Source organism: Nitrospirota bacterium (assembly GCA_040752355.1).
In the GTDB taxonomy this organism is placed as follows: domain Bacteria; phylum Nitrospirota; class Thermodesulfovibrionia; order Thermodesulfovibrionales; family Dissulfurispiraceae; genus JBFMCP01.
Window position 1 is genome coordinate 55,655 of the sequence record JBFMHE010000018.1, and the last position, 21,393, is coordinate 77,047.

The window sequence follows — 21,393 nt, forward strand, 5'->3', positions numbered from 1 at the left end:
AGTGCTCTCCTATGAGGAAAGACGAGGAAGTTATGCGCTTTTGAGCGGAATTATTCTTCGTTTGCTCCAGAGCAAAGGGTGTTAAACTCGATTCTCGTAAATGCACCCGCACTGGTGGTTCGCCCCAAAGGCTCCGCCTTTATGGGCTGCACCAGAGCCAGGAATTCCCCTCAAAACCGCATAACCTCCTCGTCTTTTAGACCACTAGAATTTTCGGTTAGGGTTTCGTGCGGTCAGAAATAGAAATGCGCGCCGAGGCCCATATACTTGATGGTGCGGTTGTAGAACTGTCCGTTCGGCGAGCTGCCGTTGAAGTACTCGAGCATTATCTGAAACCTCCGGCTGACGGTGGTAGGCCTTTCGAACTCCAGGCCGAGACGGACCGAGACATCGGTGTTCCAGTCGTTTTCCTCCCAGTTCTTGAAGTCTGCGGCGAAGAGCGGCCGCGTGGTCCGGCTGAGAAAGGTCCGGGGGCTCCGCAGCTCGACGCCGTACTGCACGGACCAGGGCTTCAGATCAGGGGGCTCCTTGCGGAAGATATACCCTCCTCCCGCGTAAAGGCGCAGGTCATCGCTGATGTCGTAGGACAGCTTCAGGTCCGTTCCCTCATAGCTGAGATTCACCCTGTTCAATCTGTTCCTGAGGAGGAACTCGTCGCCGAGGTGGGAGCTCTGGTGAAAGAGGCGGAGGAGGGCCGAAAAGTCCTTGTAGCGATAGCTCAGGGGTATCCCCACCCAGTAATCTGCATTGATGAGGTCCTTGGACTCGGCATCGAGGTCGAAGATCGCAAAGACCCCTGCCTGGATACCGATCTCCCAGAGCCCGCCAACAGGGGACTCGTCCCTGTAGAAGACGAGTGTCTCTCCGAAGCTCGTCGCTCCCACGTTATCGAGCTCGTCGTCATCGATATAGTAATGGTAGGCAGCGGAAAAGCGGGGCCAGCGCGGATCGGCGATGAGCGGCGCAAAGAGGCGCCCCCGGGGGAAGAGCTCGCCCATCTCCGCTGCTTCATCTCCGGGCTGGGCTTCCGCCTGCTGCGGTTCGGAGAGGCTGACCGCTGCGGGCGCCTGCGCGCCGGGCTCTATGATCTCGATCCTTACTACCCCCTGGATGCCCGAGAGCGCCTTGAGCACCTGGTCCCTTTTTACACTCCCCAGTTCGTCGCCCCTCACGGTCATGATGCCGTTGCTCACGGTGACACGAGGAGCTTTTAACGAGAACTCCCTCTCGAGAATAGCCGTTGCATAGCCGGCGGCAAAGCGGTCGTCTGCCGCAGCGAGCGGGGCAGGCGCGAGGCAGAATACCGCAGCGAGCCAGGCGCAGAGGAGCGCAAAGAGGCACGCCACCCTGCAGTGGTATTTTGGCGCGATATCTGACCGGGAAAGCAGGTACATTACTCAATTTATACGACAATAAAAGGGCTCCGTCAATGCCGTAGAGTACCCGCTGTCTCCCTCGCTGCCCAGGAGTTGATCGCGGCGAGCGTGGTATGCTTAAGTAATAATCATTTCTTGTCTGAGGAGAGAGATGTTATGAATGAGATGCGGGTCAACAGCTGGAACGAGCTCCAGGAGCAGCTCTATGAGGATTCGTGGAACCCCGATCTGGGGCGCTTCCGCTCCCGTTACGCCTTCCGCGGCCTCTCGGATGCAGGGTATCCGCTCGCAACCACGCTGATCAGGCTGGGAGGCCCTTATGCCGAGCTCGAACGCCATCTCCTCAGAAATTTCAGAAAGTACGCACACCGCAACGTGGTGCAGCACGACTCCATTTGGCACTGGCTCTCGGTGGCGCAGCACTACGGGCTGCCGTCGCGGCTCCTCGACTGGACCTACTCGCCGCTCATCGCCCTGCACTTCGCCACCGCCAATATCGACAAGTTCGCTGCCGACGGGGTTATCTGGGCGGTCAATTATGTCAAGGCTCACCAGCTGCTCCCGCAGAAGCTGCGGGCCCAGTTGGAGCTCGAAGGGGCCAACGTGTTTACCGTCGGCATGCTCGCTGAATCGCTCACCTCGCTCGAGGAGTTTTCGAACCTCTGCAAGAACGATTTCGTGCTCTTCTTCGAGCCGCCGTCGATGGACGACCGGATCGTCAACCAGTTCGCCCTCTTCTCGGTCATGTCCGATGCTCATGCGGTCCTCGACGAGTGGCTCAAAGAGTATCCCGACCTCTGGCGGAAGATCGTCATCCCCGCCCAGCTGAAGTGGGAGATCCGGGATAAGCTCGACCAGGCGAATATCACCGAGCGGGTCCTCTTCCCCGGCCTCGACGGCCTCAGCCGCTGGCTGAAACGGCAGTACAGCCCGAAGATGCAGTAAGGCGGTCATCAGCTTTCAGCTCTCGGCAGTCAGCACAGAGAAAAAGGAAGGGTGCTCTTTACGCTCAAGGCTGAGAGCTGATTGCTGAAAGCTGACGGCTGATAGCTGCCTTTTCGTGTATACTTTACCCATGAGCGGACTCGTCATCTGGATAACCGGCCTGCCGGGAAGCGGCAAGAGCACCGTTGCAGAAGGGATCAAGCGCCGCTTCCCTCACTTCGTTATCCTCCGCATGGACGAGCTCAGAAAAGTGGTCACGCCTACGCCTACGTATTCCGAGGCGGAGCGGGATACGGTCTATCGCTCTATCGTTTATATGGCGAAGACGCTTGCCGACCTCGGCCATAATGTCCTTATCGATGCCACGGGAAATATGAGGAAGTGGCGCGACCTCGCCCGGCAGATGATCCCGCGCTATGCGGAGATATACCTCAAGTGCCGTATCGAAGTCTGTACCGACCGGGAGAGAGCACGCGGTGATGCCCACAGCGCCCCGAGGGATATTTACCGGAAAGGGGAGGCGGGCTGGCCGGTGCCGGGCCTCCAGGCGCCCTATGAAGAGCCGCTCAGCCCGGAGGTGACCATCGAGACGGACAGACTCTCCTTCGAACAGGGCATCGCCCTCGCCGAATCGTTCATCGCAGAGCGCTTCTCTCCGAATGAATGAAGGGCAATGATCCTATTAAAAATTTAAATCAGCCCCGCTGTTTCCCGAATGCTATAATCAGAGTTCATACAACGTGCTGCCGGAGGGGGCAATGGAGAAGTTTTCACTCGTCAAGGAAGATACGGCGCTCCTGATCGTCGATATCCAGGAGAGGCTCGCAGGCGCGATGAAGGAGAAGATCAAGGAGGAGACGATAAAGAACAACCTCCACCTCGTCGAGCTCGCGAAGATGCTGAGCATCCCAGTCGCGGTCACCGAGCAGTACCCGAAGGGCCTCGGCCCGACCGTGAAAGAGATCCAGGAGGCGCTGCCCTCGTACCAGCCGGTCGAAAAGCTCACCTTCAGCTGCTGCGGCGAGCCGGATTTCCTCGCTGCCGTGAAAGCGCTCAACAAGAAAACGATTCTCCTTACCGGCATGGAGACCCACATCTGCGTGCTCCAGACCTGCATCGATCTTCTAAAGAGCGGCTATACGGTCCACCTGGTCCGCGACGGGGTCTGCTCGCGGGCCAAGGAGAACTGGATAACGGGAACGGAATTCATGCGCGATGCCGGCGCAGTAGTCACCTGCACCGAGACCGTGCTCTTCCAGCTGCTGAAGGTGGCGGGCACGGAAGAGTTCAAGGCGATTTCGAAGAGGATACGGTAGCTCATCTGCCTTTCGCCCTTGCGATCCTGCCCTTTTTCGCGGGCCGTCCGGCTGCGGCGGCGCCCGTACTGCCGACGGCCAGCATCGCGTCCCGCAACGTTTTGACCCGGTCGCGGAGCTCGGCTGCTTTCTCGAAATCGAGCTTCTTTGCAGCCTCTTTCATCTCCGCCTCGAGCTGCTTGATCGTCTCTTCGCTCACTTCGTACTCGACCTTTTCCTCGGCAACGGCAGGAACGGTATAGTAATCCGCCTCGTAGATCGAGCTCAGGATATCCTTGATCTGGCTCTTGATGCTCTCGGGCGTGATCTTCATGCGCTTGTTGTAGTCCTCCTGGAGCGTGCGCCGCCGCTCGGTCTCGCCGATCGCCTTCTGCATCGAGCGCGTCATGGTGTCGGCATAGAGGATGACCTGTCCGTTGATATTCCGCGCTGCCCTTCCCGCGGTCTGGATCAATGACCGCTCTGAGCGGAGAAAGCCCTCCTTGTCCGCATCGAAGATCGCCACGAGCGAGACCTCGGGAAGGTCGAGCCCCTCCCTGAGCAGGTTCACGCCGATCAGCACATCGAAGACCCCGAGCCGCAGGTCCCTCAGGATCTCGATCCTCTCGAGGGTGTCGATGTCGGAATGGAGATACCGCGCCTTGATCCCCAACTGCGTATAGTAATCGGTGAGGTCTTCGGCCATCTTCTTGGTCAGCGTCGTCACGAGTATGCGTTCTCCCCGTTCCGCCCGCGCGCGGATCTCGCCGAGGAGGTCGTCCACCTGCCCGCTGATGGGCCGCACCACCATGGGGGGGTCCATCAGCCCCGTAGGCCGTATCACCTGCTCCACGATCCTCCCCCCGGACTTCTCGATCTCGTAGGCTGCCGGGGTCGCCGAGACATAGATCACCTGCCCGGCGCGGCCTTCGAACTCCTCGAACCTGAGCGGCCGGTTGTCGAGCGCCGACGGCAGTCTGAAGCCGTACTCGACGAGGGTATTCTTCCGCGACCGGTCTCCTTCGTACATGCCCCCGATCTGCGGGACCGTTGCATGGGACTCGTCGATGATCATGAGATAGTCGCCGTTCGAAGGACCGCTTCGTATGTAATCGAGGAGCGTATGGGGCGGGTCTCCGGCACGGCGGCCGCTCAGGTGGCGCGAGTAGTTCTCGATGCCGTGGCAGTAGCCGAACTCCTTGAGCATCTCGAGGTCGAAGCGCGTCCGCTGCTCGATGCGCTGGGCAAACGCGATCTCTCCCCTGTTGCGGAACTCCCGCGTCCGGTTCTCGAGCTCTTTCTCGATGCCGGACAAGGCCTTTTTCAGTTTCGCTTCGGGGGTGATCCAGTGGCTGTTCGGATAGAGGGCCATGCGGTGTATTCTCCGCAGCTTCGCCCCGGTAAGCGGGTCGAACTCGTGCAGGGCGTCGATATCGTCGCCGAAGAATTCGATGCGGACCGCCATGTCTCGCGAGAAGGCGGGGTAGACCTCGATCACATCGCCCCTGACCCTGAAATTCCCCCTTTTGAACTCGATATCGGTACGGGCGTAGAGGATCTCGACGAGCTTCTCGATCAGCTCGTCCCGCCTGACCCTCATCCCCTCCTCGATGAAGAGGTGCATGCCGAGGTAATCCTCGGGCGAGCCGATACCGTAGATGCACGAGACCGAGGCGACCACGATCACGTCGTTCCGCTCGAGGATCGACATGGTCGCCGAATGCCTGAGCCGGTCGATGTCGTCGTTGACCATCGAGTCTTTTTCTATATAGGTATCGGTAGAGGGGATGTAGGCTTCGGGCTGGTAGTAGTCGTAGTAGCTGACGAAGAACTCGACCGCGTTATCGGGAAAGAGCTCCTTGAACTCGCCGTAGAGCTGCGCTGCCAGCGCCTTGTTGTGGGCGATGATGATCGCCGGCTTATGGACCGTGGCGATGACATTGGCGATGGTGAAGGTCTTGCCCGACCCGGTGACCCCCAGGAGCACCTGGTGTTTGCGGTCCCCCCGGATTCCTTCGGTAAGATCCCTTATCGCCTTCGGCTGGTCGCCCTTGGGGGTAAGCTCTGTTTTTAATTTAAATTCCGACACTCGTTTGTGGTAATATACTACGTAAAGGGTTGCTGCTTGGTCGTTAGTGCTCCGTTACATGCATTACTCTCTATTATAAAAGAAGACGGTGCTTTTTCTCTAACCGTTGCGAGAGGGGCATCCCCCGGCAGTATCGATCCGAGCATACAGAACGATAAAAATACCCGGCCAAAGTATTGAAGTATATGGAGAAGAGAATGTGTCGGCGACGGATACCGCCTTTTCATGACATCCATGAAGAGTGCGGGGTCTTTGGTGTCTACAACCACCCCGAGGCTGCCAACCTCACCTACCTCGGCCTCTACGCCCTCCAGCACCGCGGACAGGAGGGAGCGGGCATCTGTTCTTCCGACGGCAAGACGCTCCACGTCGAAAAGGCGATCGGTCTCGTTGCGGATATCTTCAGCGAGAAGCGGCTCAGGCGGCTCCCGGGTACCAGCGCAATAGGGCATAACCGATACTCGACCGCCGGCGGCGGCGGCCTGAAGAACGTGCAGCCCCTCATGGCGAATTATGCCCTCGGCTCGATCGCCGTCGCGCATAACGGCAACCTCGTGAATGTGGACCAGCTCAGGGAAAGGCTCGAGGCCGAGGGCGCCATCTTCCAATCCACCTCCGACAGCGAGACGGTACTCCATCTCATCGCTCGTTCGAAGAGCGACGATCCGTATGAGCGCATCCTCGGGGCGCTGCGGAACGTCAAAGGCGCCTTCAGCCTCCTCTTCCTGCGCGAGGACGAGATGATCGCGGTCAGGGACCCGTTCGGCGTCCGGCCGCTCGCCATAGGCAGGGTGGATGACGCCTACGTCGTTGCCTCCGAGACCTGCGCCTTCGATCTCATCGGCGGCGAGTATGTGCGGGATGTCGAGCCCGGCGAGATGGTGATCATCAACCGGAAAGGGCTCCGTTCCCTCAAGGCGCTGTACAGCCCGAGAAAGGCCCACTGCATATTCGAATTCATCTATTTCGCCCGTCCGGACAGCTATATCTTCAACCACCTCTGCGTCAATACGGTCAGGAAGAACATGGGCCGGCAGCTCGCCCGGGAGTCGGGGATCGATGCCGATATCGTCATTCCCGTGCCCGATTCAGGCGTCCCCGCTGCGCTCGGCTTTGCCGAAGAGAGCCGGATACCTTTCGACTTCGGCCTGATCAGGAACCACTACGTCGGCAGGACCTTCATCGAGCCCAAGCAGAGCATCCGCCACTTCGGGGTGAAGATAAAGCTCAATCCCGTGCGGGACCTCCTCCAGGGAAAGAAGGTCGTCGTCGTCGACGATTCGATCGTCAGGGGCACCACGAGCAAAAAGATCGTGAAGATGATCAGGGAGCTGGGCGGCGCAAAAGAGGTGCATATGCGGATCTGCTCTCCTCCGACCATCGGTCCCTGCTTCTACGGCATCGATACGCCGACGCGGCAGGAGCTCATCGCGTCGAGCCACCTGATCGAAGAGATCCGGAAATACATCACCGCCGACAGCCTCGCCTATATCAGCCTCCCGGGCCTCAAGAGCATCATCCCCAATCCCGAAGACTACTGCTCGGCCTGCTTCGACAATAACTACCCCATCACGTTCCCCAAAGAGAGCCTGGAGCAGATGGCGCTCTCTTTCGCGTAAAGGCACAGTTTCTTCTCCTCTCAGGGTGAAGTTTTCCCGCACCACCAGGTATTCTGCTGCTATAATAGAGTAACCCCATGATCACACAAGCTATTCGTTCCATCTATAAAATCAATCTCGGCATACGGCCGCAGGAGCGGGTGCTCGTCTTTACCGATCGCCCTTCCCCTCCCGAAGTTCTGCAGAACAACGAATGCTGCAGGCGCGAGCGGCTCAGGGATCTCGCCCTCCTCTTCGCAGAGGTCGGCAGGTCCTTCACCAAGAAGATCCTCTACCATGAATACGCCGCCACCGGCGCGCACGGAGCCGAGCCGCCCGAAGAGGTCTGGCGCCTCGCGTTCGGCGAGCGGGCGGTCGCCGCGTTGAAGACAGCAAAACTTCTGAAGCTGCTCCTCGGAAAGAAGCTCTCCCCTGAAGGGATCGAAAAGGCGGGAGTCATCATCGCCCGTTACCGGAGGTCCGCAGCCCACGTTGTCATCGCCCTGGCCAACTACTCGACGAGCCATACGAAGTTCAGAGAGCTTCTGACCGGCCGCTGCGGCGCGCGCTATGCGAGCATGCCGCTCTTCGAGATCGGCATGCTCGAGGGCTCGATGAATGTGGACTGGAAGGCGCTGGCAAAAAGGACAAAGACGGTGGCAGCGATGCTGAACAGCGCCGATTCCGTCGAAATCACTGCTCCGAACGGAACAGCGCTGGCCCTCTCGAAAAAGGGCAGGCAGGCGTTGGCCGATACCGGCATGCTCACCATGCCCGGCGCATTCGGCAACCTCCCCGCAGGCGAGGCCTTCCTCGCCCCGCTGGAAGGCACTGCAGAGGGGAAGCTGGTGCTCGACTGGGCGCCGACCCACGAGCTCTCTTCACCCGTAACGCTTGTAATAAAGAACGGCATGGTGCAGGACATCACCGGCGACGACCCCTTTGCCGAAACCCTCCGGATCAGGCTGAACGAACGGGAGGAAAACCGCACCATCGCCGAGCTCGGCATCGGCACCAACGGCCGCGCGCGCAGGCCCGACAATATCCTCGAATCCGAAAAGATCCTCGGCACTATCCACATAGCGCTCGGCGACAACAGCACCTTCGGCGGCACCGTAAAGGCGCCGTTTCACCAGGACTTCGTCTTCTTCAAACCGACGGTGGTGTTGAGGACGAAAGAGAATAACCGGGTTGTGCTGCTCAACGAGGGGAAATTGCTCCTATAACGGACGCTCACTTCCCCATCGTTCCATCCACCGCTATCCTGCTACGCCGCCCTTTTCCATCCTCCAAAAGGCATCTGCTCCGGGTATTCACCCGGCAGCCCATTACAAAATAGTTCATTGATTGTGCAACTAATGGTTGCGGCTGAAAGACAATAAAGCTCAAGTTATCAATGCAACCCCCGAATATTAATGAGCATGACCCCATGGATTCTTAATTCATGAATAGTGCTGGCCGTCGGGGGGATGACTACGTGGCTCTGACGAGGAGATAGCATGGTATCCAGAATCCTGTCGCTCGGCATCAAGCTTAAGCTGGCCCTCGGCTGCCTCTTTATGGCCGTCGTCCTCGCAGTGCCTCTCATCATCACCTGGCAGACCTCTGAGAAAGTCGTCAGCACTTATGATAGTGCGGTGCAGGCAGCTTCAACCGGGGTAAGCGCAGCCGAGACCGCCAGGCTGCGGGAGGAGCTCGCTTCTGCCAGGGCCGCCTCCCTTGCGATCACCGCTGTCGTGTTCGCGGCTGCAGCAGTCCTCTTCTATTTCGCTCTCATGAGCGTGGTTATCAATCCCCTGAAGCGGCTGCACGAGCTCTCGGGGCACCTGGAAAAAGGGGACTTCTCTCGCAAGGCTCCGGTACGGTCCGGGGATGAGATAGGGACGATCACCCAGAGGCTGAACGAGACATCCGCCTCCTTCGATACGTTCTTGAGCTCGACCTCCCGCTACCTCTCCGACTTGAAGAATCGCGACATGACCAATGCCGATGAAATCAAAGAGCTCGCTTCAAAAGACGGAGAGACCACTCGGCTCTCCCGCTTTGCAGCAGAGCTCGGCGAGGTCATGGGCATGATGGCCGGCGATCTGAGGGTTATCCAGAAATCCCTCATCGAGACCTCGAACGATGTCGCAACCGCAATCGGCCAGGTCAACGACCTCGGATCGGCTACCCAGGGGCAGAACGCCGAGCTCGCGCAGTCGATGCGGGCGGTCGAGGAAAACACGAGGACCATCAATTATATTGCGGAGCTCGGCGCGCATTCGAAAGAGAATGTCGATAAGATAGTGAGCGCTATCGCAGATAACGCCATACAGATGGCGGCACTCTCCGAGTCGATCCAGCGCATTCAGCACAGCACCAAGCAGATAACCACGATCATCACGGTCATCAAAGATATAGCGGACCAGACCAACCTGCTCGCCCTTAACGCCGCCATAGAGGCAGCGCGCGCAGGCGAGCAGGGGAGGGGGTTTGCCGTAGTTGCGGACGAGGTGAGAAAGCTCGCCGAGCGGGTAGGCAAGGCGACCCAGGATGTCGTCACCCTCATCAATGAGACCGAGGACAAGGTCGTCACCGGGGTACGGGTTGTGGAGCAGATCGTGGGGGCGAACAGCAGTATCCAGGAGCAGGCGGTCCAGATCAAAGGGGCTATCGACAACCTCGCTTCGGCAGTCGAGGAACAGAGCGCATCCATGAGACAGCTGAACGAAGCGACGACGAAAGTGTCTCGGGAATCCGAGCAGCTGACGACGACGGCGGCCGAAATGACCGAGACGGTCCTCAGAATGGTCGGCTCCATGGATGAGGCGTCCGGCGCAGTCAACGCCTATAAAATCTGAAAGGGAACGGTATGACGGAAAAACCTAAGCTGAGCATGTACTGGGCATCATCGTGCGGAGGATGCGAGATTTCGCTGGTCAATATAAACGAAAAGATCCTCAGCGTCGACGCAAGCTTTGATTTCATGTTCTGTCCATGCCTTCTCGACACCAAGAAGAAGGACATCGAGGCACTGCCGGACAAGAGCATCGCGATCACGCTCTTCAACGGCGCGGTCAGGACAGAGGAGAATGAGGAGATGGCCCGCTTGCTGAGGAAGAAATCCCGGTTGCTGGTTGCCTTTGGCTCATGCTCTTCAGGCGGGTGCATTCCCGGCCTCAGCAATCTGCATGCTGCCGAGGACAATTTCAAAACCATATACCTCAATAACCCCTCTATTGATAATCCGGGTGGCGTGGTCCCGCAGACTGAGGTAAACGTCAAAGAGGGTTCGCTCCGCATCCCTGCGTTTTTCGATAAAGTGAAAACGCTGGCACAGGTAGTGCCGGTGGATTACTTTATTCCGGGATGTCCGCCCGAACCCCACCAGATATGGAATGTTGTCGAAGCCATTGTCCAGGGCGGCCCGCTCCCTCCGGCAGGAAGCGTGATCGGCGCCGGCATGTCGGCGGTCTGCGATGAGTGCGAAAGAGAGAAGGAAGATAAAAAGATAAAGAAGTTTTACAGGACCTATGAAATCGTTCCGGATGCAAAGAAGTGCCTCCTCGAGCAGGGCCTTCTCTGCATGGGGATCGCAACGCGCAGCGGCTGCGGCGGGCTCTGTCCCAGGGTCAACATGCCCTGCACCGGCTGCTACGGCCCCCCCGCAGGGGTGATGGACCAGGGGGCAAAAATGGTCGCCGCGCTGGGATCGATCGTCGACATCGGTGATACCAAGGGATTATCAGAGGACGAGATCGCGCGGAGAGTCGATAAAATCATCGATGCTATTCCCGATTTTGCCGGGACCTTTTACAAGTACAGCCTGTCGGGCTCGATACTCAGAGGGAGGATTGCGTGAAACAGATAACCATAGACCCGATCACGCGTCTCGAAGGGCACGGCAAGATCGAGATATTCCTCAACGAGGACGGAGATGTCGCCAATACCTATTTTCAGATCCCTGAATTGAGGGGCTTCGAGCAGTTCTCCATAGGAAGGCTTGCAGAAGACATGCCCGTCATCACCAACAGGATCTGCGGCGTCTGTCCCGAGGCGCACCACCTGGCGTCAGTGAAGGCGCTGGATGAGCTTTTCGGGGTTGAGCCGCCCCCGGCAGCAAAGAAAATACGGGAACTCCTTTATATGTCGTTCTACGTCACCGACCACACCACGCACTTTTATGCATTGGGAGGTCCTGACTTCATCGTCGGCCCTGATGCGCCCCCTGCTGAAAGGAATATCCTCGGCGTTATCAAAAAGGTGGGACTCGATATCGGAAAGCAGGTCATCGACTGCAGGGCGAGAAATCATCATGTCATCAAAATGCTCGGTGGAAGAGGCGTCCATCCCACCGCAGGTCTTCCGGGCGGCTGGAGCAGAAGCATTTCCGAGGAAGAGCGGCAGGAAATCGAGGGGATCGCTCGGCAGAATATCGACTTCGCCCTCTTTTCGCTCAAGGCCTTCGATGATATCGTCTTGAAGAACAAACGCTACCTCGACCTCGTCACCTCGGATATCTACCTGCATAAAACCTATTACATGGGAACTGTCGACGAACACGATAGAGTCAATTTTTATGACGGCATGATCAGAGTGGTGGATCCAGAGGGAAAAGAGCTCGTCACGTATCATCCCCGCGAATACACGAGCCATATCGCCGAGCGCGTCGAGCCCTGGACCTATCTGAAATTCCCCTATCTCAAAAAGGTAGGATGGAAAGGCCTCGTCGACGGTATGGACAGCGGCGTCTATTGCGCCACCCCGTTGTCGCGGCTTAATGTGTCCGACAGCATGGCTACGCCGAGGGCGCAGGAGCACTTCGAGAGAATGTACGAGACTTTCGGATGCAAAAAGACAGATGGACGATACCAGCCTATCCATCACCGCCTTGCAACCCACTGGGCCAGGCTCATCGAGCTCCTCTATGCCGCCGAGCACATGCTCGAGCTCGCGGTCGACCCGGAGATCACGTCTCCCGAGGTGCGGACCATACCAAGCGGCATCAAAGGCGAGGGTGTCGGCTCGGTCGAAGCGCCGAGGGGGACCCTTACCCATCACTATGTCTCCGATGAGAAAGGCGTTCTCACCAAGGTCAACCTCATCGTCGGGACGACGAATAACTACGCGCCGATATCACTGTCCGTGAAAAGGGCTGCGGAGAAGTTGATCACCAAGGGCAAAGTGGTTGAAGAGGGGTTGCTCAACATGATCGAGATGGCCTTCAGGCTCTACGATCCCTGTTTCTCCTGCGCTACACATTCTCTGCCGGGAAAGATGCCGTTGATCGTGACAATACGAAGCAACAGCGGCGAGATTATCAGAACGTTCAGACGGGATTCATAAGAAACGCTGAAGGGGATCGACCATGAAGACGGTCATCATAGGCTTGGGAAACCCGATTCTCTCCGACGACAGCGTCGGGATAAAAGTATCAAGAGCTCTGCACCATACACTGAACGGCTGCAGCGGCATCGATATTACCGAAGTATACGCCGGGGGCATCCGGCTCATGGACGCCATGACAGGATATGACAGGGCGGTAATCATTGACGCTGTCGTCACGGAACACAGCGAGCCCGGAAGATATTACCGGCTCTCACTTTCAGACCTGGTGTCGACGAGAAACACCGTCTCTGTTCATGACATGAACCTCCCCACCGCCCTTGAAATGGGCCGGATGCTCGATGTCCCCCTGCCTGAGCATATCGATATCTGGGGAATCGAGGCGAAGGATGTCGAGACCTTCAGCGAAGGTCTTTCGGAGGCCGTCGCACAAGCGGTACCTGCCGTGGTTTCCTGCATTTTACAAGACCTGGGCCTCTCGGACTGCGCGAACAATCATGCGAGGTGGTAATATGAGAATCGGCGTATATTTCTGCAACTGCGGATCAAATGTTTCGGACAAAATCGATGCCGAGCAGGTGCAAGCGCGCGTACAGCAGCTGCCCGGCGACGTCGTCTTCAAGACGGTCGATTTCATGTGCTCCGAAGACGGCAAGGCTTTCCTGGAAAAGGATCTCAAGGACAATACCGTAGAGCGGGTCGTCATATCCGCCTGCTCCCCCCGCGAGCACGAGAACACCTTCATGAAAGTGCTGTCGCAGGCCGGCATTAATCCCTACCTTATGCAGATGGTGAATGCCCGGGAGCAGATTGCATGGGTTACGGAAGACAAGGCAAAGGCTACGGAGAAGGCGGCACGCTCCATAAGCGCTGCCATGAAAAGGGTTGCGCTCCACGATCCGCTCGAAAAGAGAGAGATCGATATCTGCCCGGATGTGCTCGTCATCGGCGCCGGCCCTGCAGGGCTCAAGGCCGCATTGAGCATTGCCGAATCGGGCAGAAAAGTGGTCGTTGTCGAAAAGACGCCGGTCCTCGGCGGTATGCCGGTGCGCTTTGAAGAGCTCTTCCCCACCATGGAGTGCGGTCCCTGCATGCTCGAGCCGCTGCTCGGCGATATCCTGCATGGAGAGCATGCCGAGAATATAGAAGTGCTCACCATTGCTGAAGTCGAAGAGGTTGTCGGATCTTACGGCAACTTTACGGTAAAGATCAAACAGCACCCGCGCTATGTCGATATCCGCAAATGCATAGGCTGCCAGGAATGCTTTGAGCCCTGCCCTGTTGCAGCAAAGAACAGTTTCAATTGCGGACTTAGTGAAAAAAAGGCAATTGCTCTGCCCTTTAACGGGGCGCTGCCGAACGCTCCGTACATAGATACACAGCACTGCCTTCGATTCAAAGGAGAAGACTGCCATCGCTGCAAAGACTCCTGCCCTATGGAAGACGCTATACTATTCGACGACACAGAAAAGGTCATCGAACGGACCGTCGGCGCTATCGTCGTTGCGATCGGAGCCGATGTGTATGACTGCAAGAAAATTCCGAATCTCGGATATGGCAAAATTTCCGACGTATACACCGGATTTGAGTTCGAACGGATCGCCGCCTCAAACGGTCCCACCGACGGCGAGATCAGGACCGCCGAGGGTGAGCAGCCGAAAGCCGTTGCCGTTGTCCATTGCGTCGGCAGTCTCGATAAAAGCCATAAAGAGTATTGCTCAGGCATATGCTGTCAGTATGCGTTCAAGTTCAACCATCTCATGGAGAAGAAGCTGCCCGGGACAAAACTCTACCACTTCTACAAAGAGCTCGCGGTGCCCGGCAAAGAAGAGGCTACCCTCTACTACCAGGCAAAAGAGAGCCCCGATACGACATTCATCAGATATGCCGACATCAACGACCTGACCATAACCGGGCAGAACGGTAAGAAAACCGTTACATTCAAAGACGCGACCGGGAAGAAGGATGCTGCTGCGGTCGATATGGTGATACTCTGCCCCGCCGTTGTCCCCACAAAAGGGACGGAAAGGCTCGGCGCAATGCTCGAAACAGCGCAGGACAAGTTCGGCTTTCTCGAGGAGCTGCACGGGAGAATGGATTCCGCGCAGAGCAAGATAAAGGGGATATACCTTGCGGGGACCTGCCAGGCGCCAATGGACATTCAGAAAGCGATGACACAGGGCATGGCGGTTGCGGGGTATGTCCTCTCAGGACTTGTTGCGGGAAGAAAGCTCGAGATAAGGCCGATTACCGCTGTCATAGACACCGACACCTGCTCGGGCTGCCGGGTCTGCATCTCCGTATGTCCTTACAAGGCGATATCCTTCGATGCAGAACGGGAGCGCGCGGCAGTGAACGACATCTTGTGCCAGGGCTGCGGCACCTGCGTGGCAGCCTGTCCGTCCGGAGCTGTCCGTGGCAACCACTTCACCACAGAAGAGATAGTGTCCGAAATCAAGGAGGTGCTGTCGTGACCGAAAAGAGAGTGCGGGATGAAGGCTTCGAGCCTAAAATAGTGGGGTTTCTCTGCAACTGGTGTTCCTATGCAGGCGCCGACAAGGCGGGGACCTCCCAGACACCCTATCCGCCGAACGTCAATATCATAAAGGTAATGTGCAGCGGGAGGGTCGATCCGCAGTTCATCATGACCGCATTCGAGAACGGCGCCGACGGCGTGCTCATCCTCGCCTGCCATCCGGGTGACTGCCACTATAAGGAAGGCAACTACAAGGCAGCTCAGCGCCACCGCATGCTTCTGCGGCTTATGAAACAATTCGGCATAGAGGAGGAGCGCTGCCGTTTCGACTACGTCTCGGCAGGAGAGGGTGAAAAGTTTGTCAGCGTGATAACAGAGATGGTTGCGGCCGTTACGTCGCTCGGCCCCCTTAAGGGAATCACGCCGGAAGAAAAGGCGGTATGAACCGCCGGAGTTGAGCAGTTCGGAACAAGGAGGCCTGACTATGGCGATCCAGACGCTTGATGCAAAAGGACTCAAGTGCCCGCAGCCGACCTTAAAGGTGACGGCGATGGCGGTGAAGATGCAGCCCGGAGACGTGCTCGAAGTCACTGCCGACTGCCAGACGTTTGAGAAAGATGTAAGGGACTGGTGCACACGCTCCAAAAAGGTGCTTTTATGGATCAAGGATGAAGGCGGCGCAAAGAAGTGCCAGATCCAGTTTTAGAGGGCACGACAGCGTTTCCCTGCGTTGCCGCGCCCCCCTGTTAACCGATATAATCCCTGTAGAACGTCTGTTCACCGCACCTACTGGGTAAGGGAGGTCCTATGGAAGCTCTTGTCGTCTATATCACCGCGCCTGACGAGGACCACGCGGTAACGATCGCCAGGGCCCTTGTCAGCGAGCGGCTTGCGGGCTGCGTGAATGTCGTGAGGAATATCCGTTCCGTCTACAGCTGGGAGGGAAAGATCGAGGATGACGCCGAGGTCCTGATGATCGCCAAGACCCAGAAGCATCTCTTCGAGGCGCTGAAGAGGCGCGTCAAGGAGCTCCATCGCTATTCCGTTCCCGAAGTGATCGCCCTGCCCGTGGTCGCGGGCTCGGAGGATTATCTCTGCTGGCTGGGCGAGGTGACGGGCTAGCCGGCCGCCCTCGCCTCCCGGGCAGGGTACCGCTTCGCGCCGCCGGCATCTTGACAGCTCTCGGTCGGAAACCGTATAACATACCGTCGGATGTGTCGCGCATGAGGAGTACGTCCTTATGCCGAGAGCAGTGTATTAACAGCCTTGACACCGCGTGCCAAGCCTTCGCCTGAATAAGGGTATGTTTCCGGCGTGCATGACTCGTGGTTATATATACGGGGGAAAGCTGCTCCCGTCCGGCCTGCCGGGCGAGAGCTCTTTTGAGCAGCACTGGATAGCGTAAGCAATTATTCCGATCACCTTCAGCGCGCCGCCGGTCCGGGGGCGGTGCTGAAGGCCTCTCCCGATCTCTATCTCTGGCTCGACGAACGCGGCGTCATTCTCAAGTACCACTCCGGCGACCCTTCCTCCCTGAGCGTCCCTCTCGAGCACCTTATCGGGAAGCGGCTTGATCAGGCGCTCCCTGCGGAGATCGCGCGGACACTCGATGCCGCAGTAACGCTGGCGCAGAGCAGCACCGCCCCGGTCGCTCTCGAATATACCAGCGGATCCCGCCATTTCGAAGCCGCAGTGGTGGCGCTCGGCAGCGGGCAGGTCCTGGTGCATTCCCGCGAGGTCACGGACAGGAAGCGCGCAGAGGCGAAGGTGCGCCGGACGAACGAGATGCTCAATACGCTCATCCAGACCTCGCCGCTCGCCATCGGCGTACTCGACAAGAGGGGAAATGTCATCGTCTGGAACAGGGCCGCAGAGCAGCTCTTCGGCTGGACCGAGGAAGAAGTGATAGACCGGCCGCTCCCTATCGTGCCGGAACACGAACGGGCAGCCTTCCATTCCCAGCTCGAGCGCGAGCTCCAGGGGGAGTTGCGAAAGGGGCTCGAGTTGCGCCGCGTAAGAAAGGATGGAACCACGGTGCCCGTGAGCCTCTGGACCACCCCGCTGTATGATTTAAGGAACGAGGTCATCGGTGTCATAGGCATGTTCGCCGATAATACCGAACGGGAGCGGACGCTGGAGGCATTGAGAAATTCCGAGGAGTCCCTCCGCCTTATCCTGAACAGCGTCTGCGATGCGATCTTCATCCATCACCTGGACGGGACGATCATCGATGTGAACGAAAAGATGCTGGAGCTCTACGGGGTGACCCGTGAGGAAGCGCTTGCGTCTCCGGTACTGTTCTTTTCGAGCCCCGATAACCCCTTCGCCCTGGCGCCGCAGCTATGGAGCAGGGCGCTTGCGGGAGAGCCCCAGCTTTTCGAGTGGAAAGCGCGCCGCCCTCATGACGGCGCCACCTTCGACGTGGAGGTCTTCCTCCGGCGGATACAGCTCGACCTGAGCGATGCGATCATGGCCAGTGTGCGCGATATCACCGAGCGAAAGCGGGTGGAAGAGCAGCTCCGCGAGGGGCAGCGGATGAAGGTCCTGGGCCAGCTTGCCGCAGGCGTGGCGCACGAGGTGAGGAATCCGCTGAATGCGATCATTGCCGTTACCGAGGCTCTCGTCCAGGATCTCGGATCAGCGCAGGAATACAAACCGTTTCTCGATCACATACATATACAGGTGAACCGGCTCTCGACGCTCATGCGCGAGCTCCTCGATCTCGGCAAGCCGATCCGGCCCGCACAGCTGTATCGCGAATCTCTCGTCACCCTCTGCTCCGCTGCAATAGAGCTGTGGAGCAGGTCGACCGCGCACAAAGGGCGCTGCGTCCGGCTCGTCGCCCCGCCCGCCGGGACATGCAGCGATGTGGTCGCGGACGGCGCCCGGCTCCAGCAGGTAGTGCTGAATCTCATCGAGAACGCGGCCCAGCACAGCCCGGAGGCAAGCGAGATTACGGTGGAGATAGCAGCGACGCCGAAGACGGTACAGGTGCGCATTATCGATCGGGGGACAGGGATAGCGCAGGATGCCCTTCCCCGTGTCTTCGAGCCGTTCTTTACCTTGCGGAAGGGAGGAACCGGGCTGGGGCTCAGCGTCGTCAAGCACATCGTCCAGTCTCTCGGCGGCGAGGTAACGATAGGGAACAACGACCCGCCGCCCGGCTGTACGGCATCGTTCACGCTGCCGGCAGCAGAGAATGCAGCAGCAGGGGATGCAGCAGCATGAACCCCGCCGTTCTGCTCATCGACGACGAGCCCGGAATCCAGTTCGGGTTCTCGAAGTACCTTACCGGCGCCGGGTACAGCATCACGGGGGCTGCGAATCTGTCCGAAGCCCGCGAAGCGCTTCTGGCGCAGCGCTTCGATGCGGTCCTGCTCGACCTGAACCTGCCCGACGGCAGCGGGCTCGACTTCATCGTGGACTTAAGGGAAAGCTGTCCTGCGGTTCCCCTCATCATCATCACCGGGATCGGCGATATCCCGCTTGCGGTCGAGGCGATGCGCCGCGGGGCGGATAATTTCCTGACCAAGCCGGTCAACATGGCGGACCTCGACGTCTTCTTGAGAAAGAGCCTCGAGCTCGGCGTCATGAGACGCCGCAGCTCTTTCTGCCAGCGCACCGTCAAGAGCGAGCAGCCTTACTTCGGCGAAAGCGCGGTTATGCGGAACATGCAGGACCTGGCGACGGTTGCGGCCGCGAGCGATTCCCCGGTGATGCTCCTCGGAGAGACGGGGACCGGGAAGGGCGTTTACGCCCGATGGATTCATGAGAACAGCAGCCGCGCCAGGGAGCCGTTCGTCGAGGTCAATTGCTCCAGCCTCCGCGGCGAGCTCCTCTCGAGCGAGCTCTTCGGCCATGCCCGGGGGGCCTTTACCTCGGCCTTGCAGGACCGGCAGGGGCTGATCGAGGTCGCCGACAGGGGAACGCTCTTTCTCGACGAGCTCGGGGACATGGACCCCGGCGTGCAGGCGCAGTTCCTGAAGGTGATCGAGGAGAAGCACTTCCGCCGTCTCGGCGAGGTCAAGATGCGCAGGAGCGAGTTCCGGCTCATCTGCGCCACCAATAAAGACCTCTCCCGTGAGGTGGAGCAGGGGACCTTTCGCAGAGACCTCTATTTCCGCAGCTATGTGTTCCCCATTCACCTTCCGCCGCTGCGGGAGAGACCCGAGGATATACCGCCTCTGGCGCACCATATCCTTGCGCTCCTCGGCGCTCCCGAGGCGTCCCTCTCCCCGGAGCTCCTCCAGCTGCTCCAATCGTACGCATGGCCGGGCAACATACGGGAAATGAGGAACGTGATCGAACGGGCGCTCCTCCTTGCGCGCGGAGGTGCTCTGCAGCCCGGGCACTTCCCCGGCATCGGCACAGCCGCCGATCCTTTGAAGAGCGTTGAGGACATCCAGAGCCTGGAATCCCTCGAGACGGCCTCCATCAGAGAGGCGCTCAGACGATTCAACGGCGACACGAAGAAAGCCGCCGGAACCCTGGGCATATCGCGGGCAACACTCTACCGCAAACTTAAGAAACTCTGAGTCTGCCTTATTGCAGCCCCGGGTTCTCATTCTGAGAATATCGCGCCCGGAAATGTGCAGAATGAGAACATCTTCTTATTTCTCCTTCCATGGGTTCCCTTATCTTTCAGCAGATTAATAGAGAGTCCCTCGGATGGCACCGTTCTTGAAAGAGCAACCCCCGCCGTATTTATCCGAAAAGGAGGGAGTGGTTCATTCGTGATCGACTTCAGGGAAGAGGCGGAAAAGGTAGGAGTCCTGAGGGCTGCCGGTCAGCTCACCGAGGCGCATGCCGGTGAGCTGAAGGGGCATCTCATTAAAGCCTTTACCCGTTTCGAGCATGTCATTGTCGACTTCGAGCGGGTCACCTCTGTCGATCGCGCCTGCATGCGTATCCTTTGCTCCGCACGGCATATCGCAACGATAACGAAAAAATATATCACGCTCATCGGCAGCCATTTCGATCCGCCTGCTCCTGCGTGCCCGCCTGACTGCCCGGCCCCGCGTGTCGGCCCGTGCATAGGCCCGTGCATAGGCCCGTGCATAGGCCCGTGCATAGGAATGAGACGTGATGCCGTCATCTGCTGCTCCGCAGCATTATGTCCCAGGGAGGACGGGGAGGTGACGGCAAGAGAATAAGGAAACAGTTGCGTGGCTTTTTATGGGCACGGGGGCTCGTAAAAACATTCATCCGGCATCCGGCATCCGGCATCTGGCATCTGGAGGAGGGATAGCAATGAAGTGGTATTACAACCTGAAGATCGGTACGAAGCTTCTATCGGGTTTTTTCCTGGTGGCGTTCATCGCAGGGATAATCGGCTACGTCGGCATCACCAATATCAAAAAAATCGAAGAGGCCGATATCGAAATGTATGAGCTGAACACGAAGCCGCTGGGAGAGCTGGGCGACGTTGCCGTTGCTTACCAGAGGATACGCGTGAACCTCAGGGATATCATCATCAACGATAATACGGAAGAAATGAAAAAGAACGAAATGACCATTCATGAGCTCGAAAAAGTCATGGAGGACGGTATCGCAAGGTTCGAGACCTCGATTAGAAGCGAGGAGATCAGAAAAGAGACGGCCAGGCTCAAGGATGCCCTACAAAAGTACGGGCCTCTTCAGGACCAGATCATCAAGCTCGCAATGGACCGCAGGAACAGCGAGGCCCTGAAGCTCATGCGGGGCGAAGGCGCGGCGCTGGCACGGACAATAGATGAAACCGTAGGCAAGCTGTTCGAGCTGAAGGTCGGCCAGGCGAAGCAGAAGTCCGATAATAATTCAGCCACGGCAAGAGCTGCGGTGTCGACAGCGTTTACGCTCGCCGCCATCGGCGTGGCCGTCGCCATCGGGCTCGGCATCTTCATCTCCCGTATGATCAGCGTGCCGCTGAAGAAAGGGGTGGCGTTCGCGACCGCTATTGCCAACGGTGATCTCAACCAGAGTATCGATCTGGAGAGGAAAGATGAGGTCGGAGAGCTCGCCGCCACCATGAACCGTATGGCCGAGAAACTCAGGGAGATCGTTGCTGATGTAAAGAGTGCCGCCGACAATGTTGCTTCGGGGAGCCAGGAGTTGAGCGCCAGTGCAGAGCAGATGTCGCAGGGCGCCACCGAGCAGGCTGCCGCAGCCGAAGAGGCCTCCTCCTCGATGGAGCAGATGTCCTCCAATATCAAGCAGAACGCCGACAATGCGCAGCAGACCGAGAAGATCGCGATAAAGTCGGCCAAAGACGCACAGGAGAGCGGCAAAGCCGTGGTCGAAGCAGTGA

19 protein-coding genes are annotated in these 21,393 nt (G+C 58.4%); 17 read left to right on the top strand and 2 right to left on the bottom strand.

The genetic code is table 11. The annotated features are described in order from the left end of the window. Positions 1-233: 233 nt before the first annotated feature. Positions 234-1,394: a DUF1207 domain-containing protein gene (locus tag AB1805_12980; GenBank protein MEW5746339.1), complete on the bottom strand. Its 1,161-nt coding sequence runs from the start codon at positions 1,392-1,394 to the stop codon at positions 234-236. Between the two features lie 138 nt (positions 1,395-1,532). Here AB1805_12980 and AB1805_12985 point away from each other — a divergent pair, with 138 nt between their 5' ends. From AB1805_12985 to AB1805_12995, 3 genes are all read left to right on the top strand, one after another. Next, on the top strand, positions 1,533-2,321 hold the full coding sequence (locus tag AB1805_12985) for an FRG domain-containing protein (GenBank protein ID MEW5746340.1): 789 nt from the start codon (positions 1,533-1,535) through the stop codon (positions 2,319-2,321). Between the two features lie 130 nt (positions 2,322-2,451). Further along, the gene (locus AB1805_12990) at positions 2,452-2,988 is read left to right on the top strand and encodes an adenylyl-sulfate kinase (protein MEW5746341.1); all 537 of its coding nucleotides are present in this window, start codon (positions 2,452-2,454) and stop codon (positions 2,986-2,988) included. 91 nt (positions 2,989-3,079) lie between these two features. Next, the gene (locus AB1805_12995; GenBank protein ID MEW5746342.1) at positions 3,080-3,637 is read left to right on the top strand and encodes a hydrolase; all 558 of its coding nucleotides are present in this window, start codon (positions 3,080-3,082) and stop codon (positions 3,635-3,637) included. Position 3,638: 1 nt separating this feature from the next. On the opposite strand, the gene uvrB is transcribed toward AB1805_12995, so the two are convergent. Next, entirely contained in the window at positions 3,639-5,705 is a 2,067-nt protein-coding gene (gene uvrB / locus AB1805_13000; GenBank protein MEW5746343.1) for an excinuclease ABC subunit UvrB, read from the bottom strand. A gap of 197 nt (positions 5,706-5,902) precedes the next feature. Here uvrB and purF point away from each other — a divergent pair, with 197 nt between their 5' ends. From purF to AB1805_13070, 14 genes are all read left to right on the top strand, one after another. Next, complete coding sequence (gene purF, locus AB1805_13005) at positions 5,903-7,324, top strand: amidophosphoribosyltransferase (GenBank protein ID MEW5746344.1); 1,422 nt, start codon at positions 5,903-5,905, stop codon at positions 7,322-7,324. 77 nt (positions 7,325-7,401) lie between these two features. After that, entirely contained in the window at positions 7,402-8,529 is a 1,128-nt protein-coding gene (locus AB1805_13010) for an aminopeptidase (GenBank protein ID MEW5746345.1), read from the top strand. 273 nt (positions 8,530-8,802) lie between these two features. Beyond that, positions 8,803-10,146, top strand: coding sequence for a methyl-accepting chemotaxis protein (locus tag AB1805_13015; GenBank protein ID MEW5746346.1), 1,344 nt, complete (start codon positions 8,803-8,805; stop codon positions 10,144-10,146). An 11-nt stretch (positions 10,147-10,157) separates the two neighbouring features. Further along, positions 10,158-11,147, top strand: coding sequence for an NADH:ubiquinone oxidoreductase (locus AB1805_13020; protein ID MEW5746347.1), 990 nt, complete (start codon positions 10,158-10,160; stop codon positions 11,145-11,147). Further along, a complete protein-coding gene (locus AB1805_13025) occupies positions 11,144-12,631 on the top strand; it encodes a Ni/Fe hydrogenase subunit alpha (protein MEW5746348.1) in 1,488 nt (495 codons plus the stop codon). Before AB1805_13020 ends, AB1805_13025 begins: the two co-directional genes overlap by 4 nt. 22 nt (positions 12,632-12,653) lie before the next feature. After that, complete coding sequence (locus tag AB1805_13030) at positions 12,654-13,142, top strand: hydrogenase maturation protease (protein ID MEW5746349.1); 489 nt, start codon at positions 12,654-12,656, stop codon at positions 13,140-13,142. A gap of 1 nt (position 13,143) precedes the next feature. Continuing rightward, positions 13,144-15,105: a CoB--CoM heterodisulfide reductase iron-sulfur subunit A family protein gene (locus AB1805_13035; GenBank protein ID MEW5746350.1), complete on the top strand. Its 1,962-nt coding sequence runs from the start codon at positions 13,144-13,146 to the stop codon at positions 15,103-15,105. After that, positions 15,102-15,551, top strand: a complete 450-nt coding sequence (locus tag AB1805_13040) for a hydrogenase iron-sulfur subunit (GenBank protein ID MEW5746351.1) — start codon at positions 15,102-15,104, stop codon at positions 15,549-15,551. Before AB1805_13035 ends, AB1805_13040 begins: the two co-directional genes overlap by 4 nt. Before the next feature lie 40 nt (positions 15,552-15,591). Beyond that, positions 15,592-15,813, top strand: coding sequence for a sulfurtransferase TusA family protein (locus AB1805_13045; protein ID MEW5746352.1), 222 nt, complete (start codon positions 15,592-15,594; stop codon positions 15,811-15,813). Between the two features lie 101 nt (positions 15,814-15,914). After that, positions 15,915-16,229: a divalent-cation tolerance protein CutA gene (gene cutA / locus AB1805_13050; protein MEW5746353.1), complete on the top strand. Its 315-nt coding sequence runs from the start codon at positions 15,915-15,917 to the stop codon at positions 16,227-16,229. Between the two features lie 327 nt (positions 16,230-16,556). Next, positions 16,557-18,335: a PAS domain S-box protein gene (locus AB1805_13055; GenBank protein ID MEW5746354.1), complete on the top strand. Its 1,779-nt coding sequence runs from the start codon at positions 16,557-16,559 to the stop codon at positions 18,333-18,335. Beyond that, a complete protein-coding gene (locus AB1805_13060) occupies positions 18,332-19,642 on the top strand; it encodes a sigma-54 dependent transcriptional regulator (GenBank protein MEW5746355.1) in 1,311 nt (436 codons plus the stop codon). The genes AB1805_13055 and AB1805_13060 overlap by 4 nt, the downstream gene beginning before the upstream one ends. A gap of 198 nt (positions 19,643-19,840) precedes the next feature. Beyond that, positions 19,841-20,260: an STAS domain-containing protein gene (locus tag AB1805_13065; GenBank protein ID MEW5746356.1), complete on the top strand. Its 420-nt coding sequence runs from the start codon at positions 19,841-19,843 to the stop codon at positions 20,258-20,260. Positions 20,261-20,357: 97 nt separating this feature from the next. Beyond that, a partial coding sequence (locus AB1805_13070) for an MCP four helix bundle domain-containing protein (GenBank protein MEW5746357.1) occupies positions 20,358-21,393 on the top strand: 1,036 nt, incomplete at its 3' end.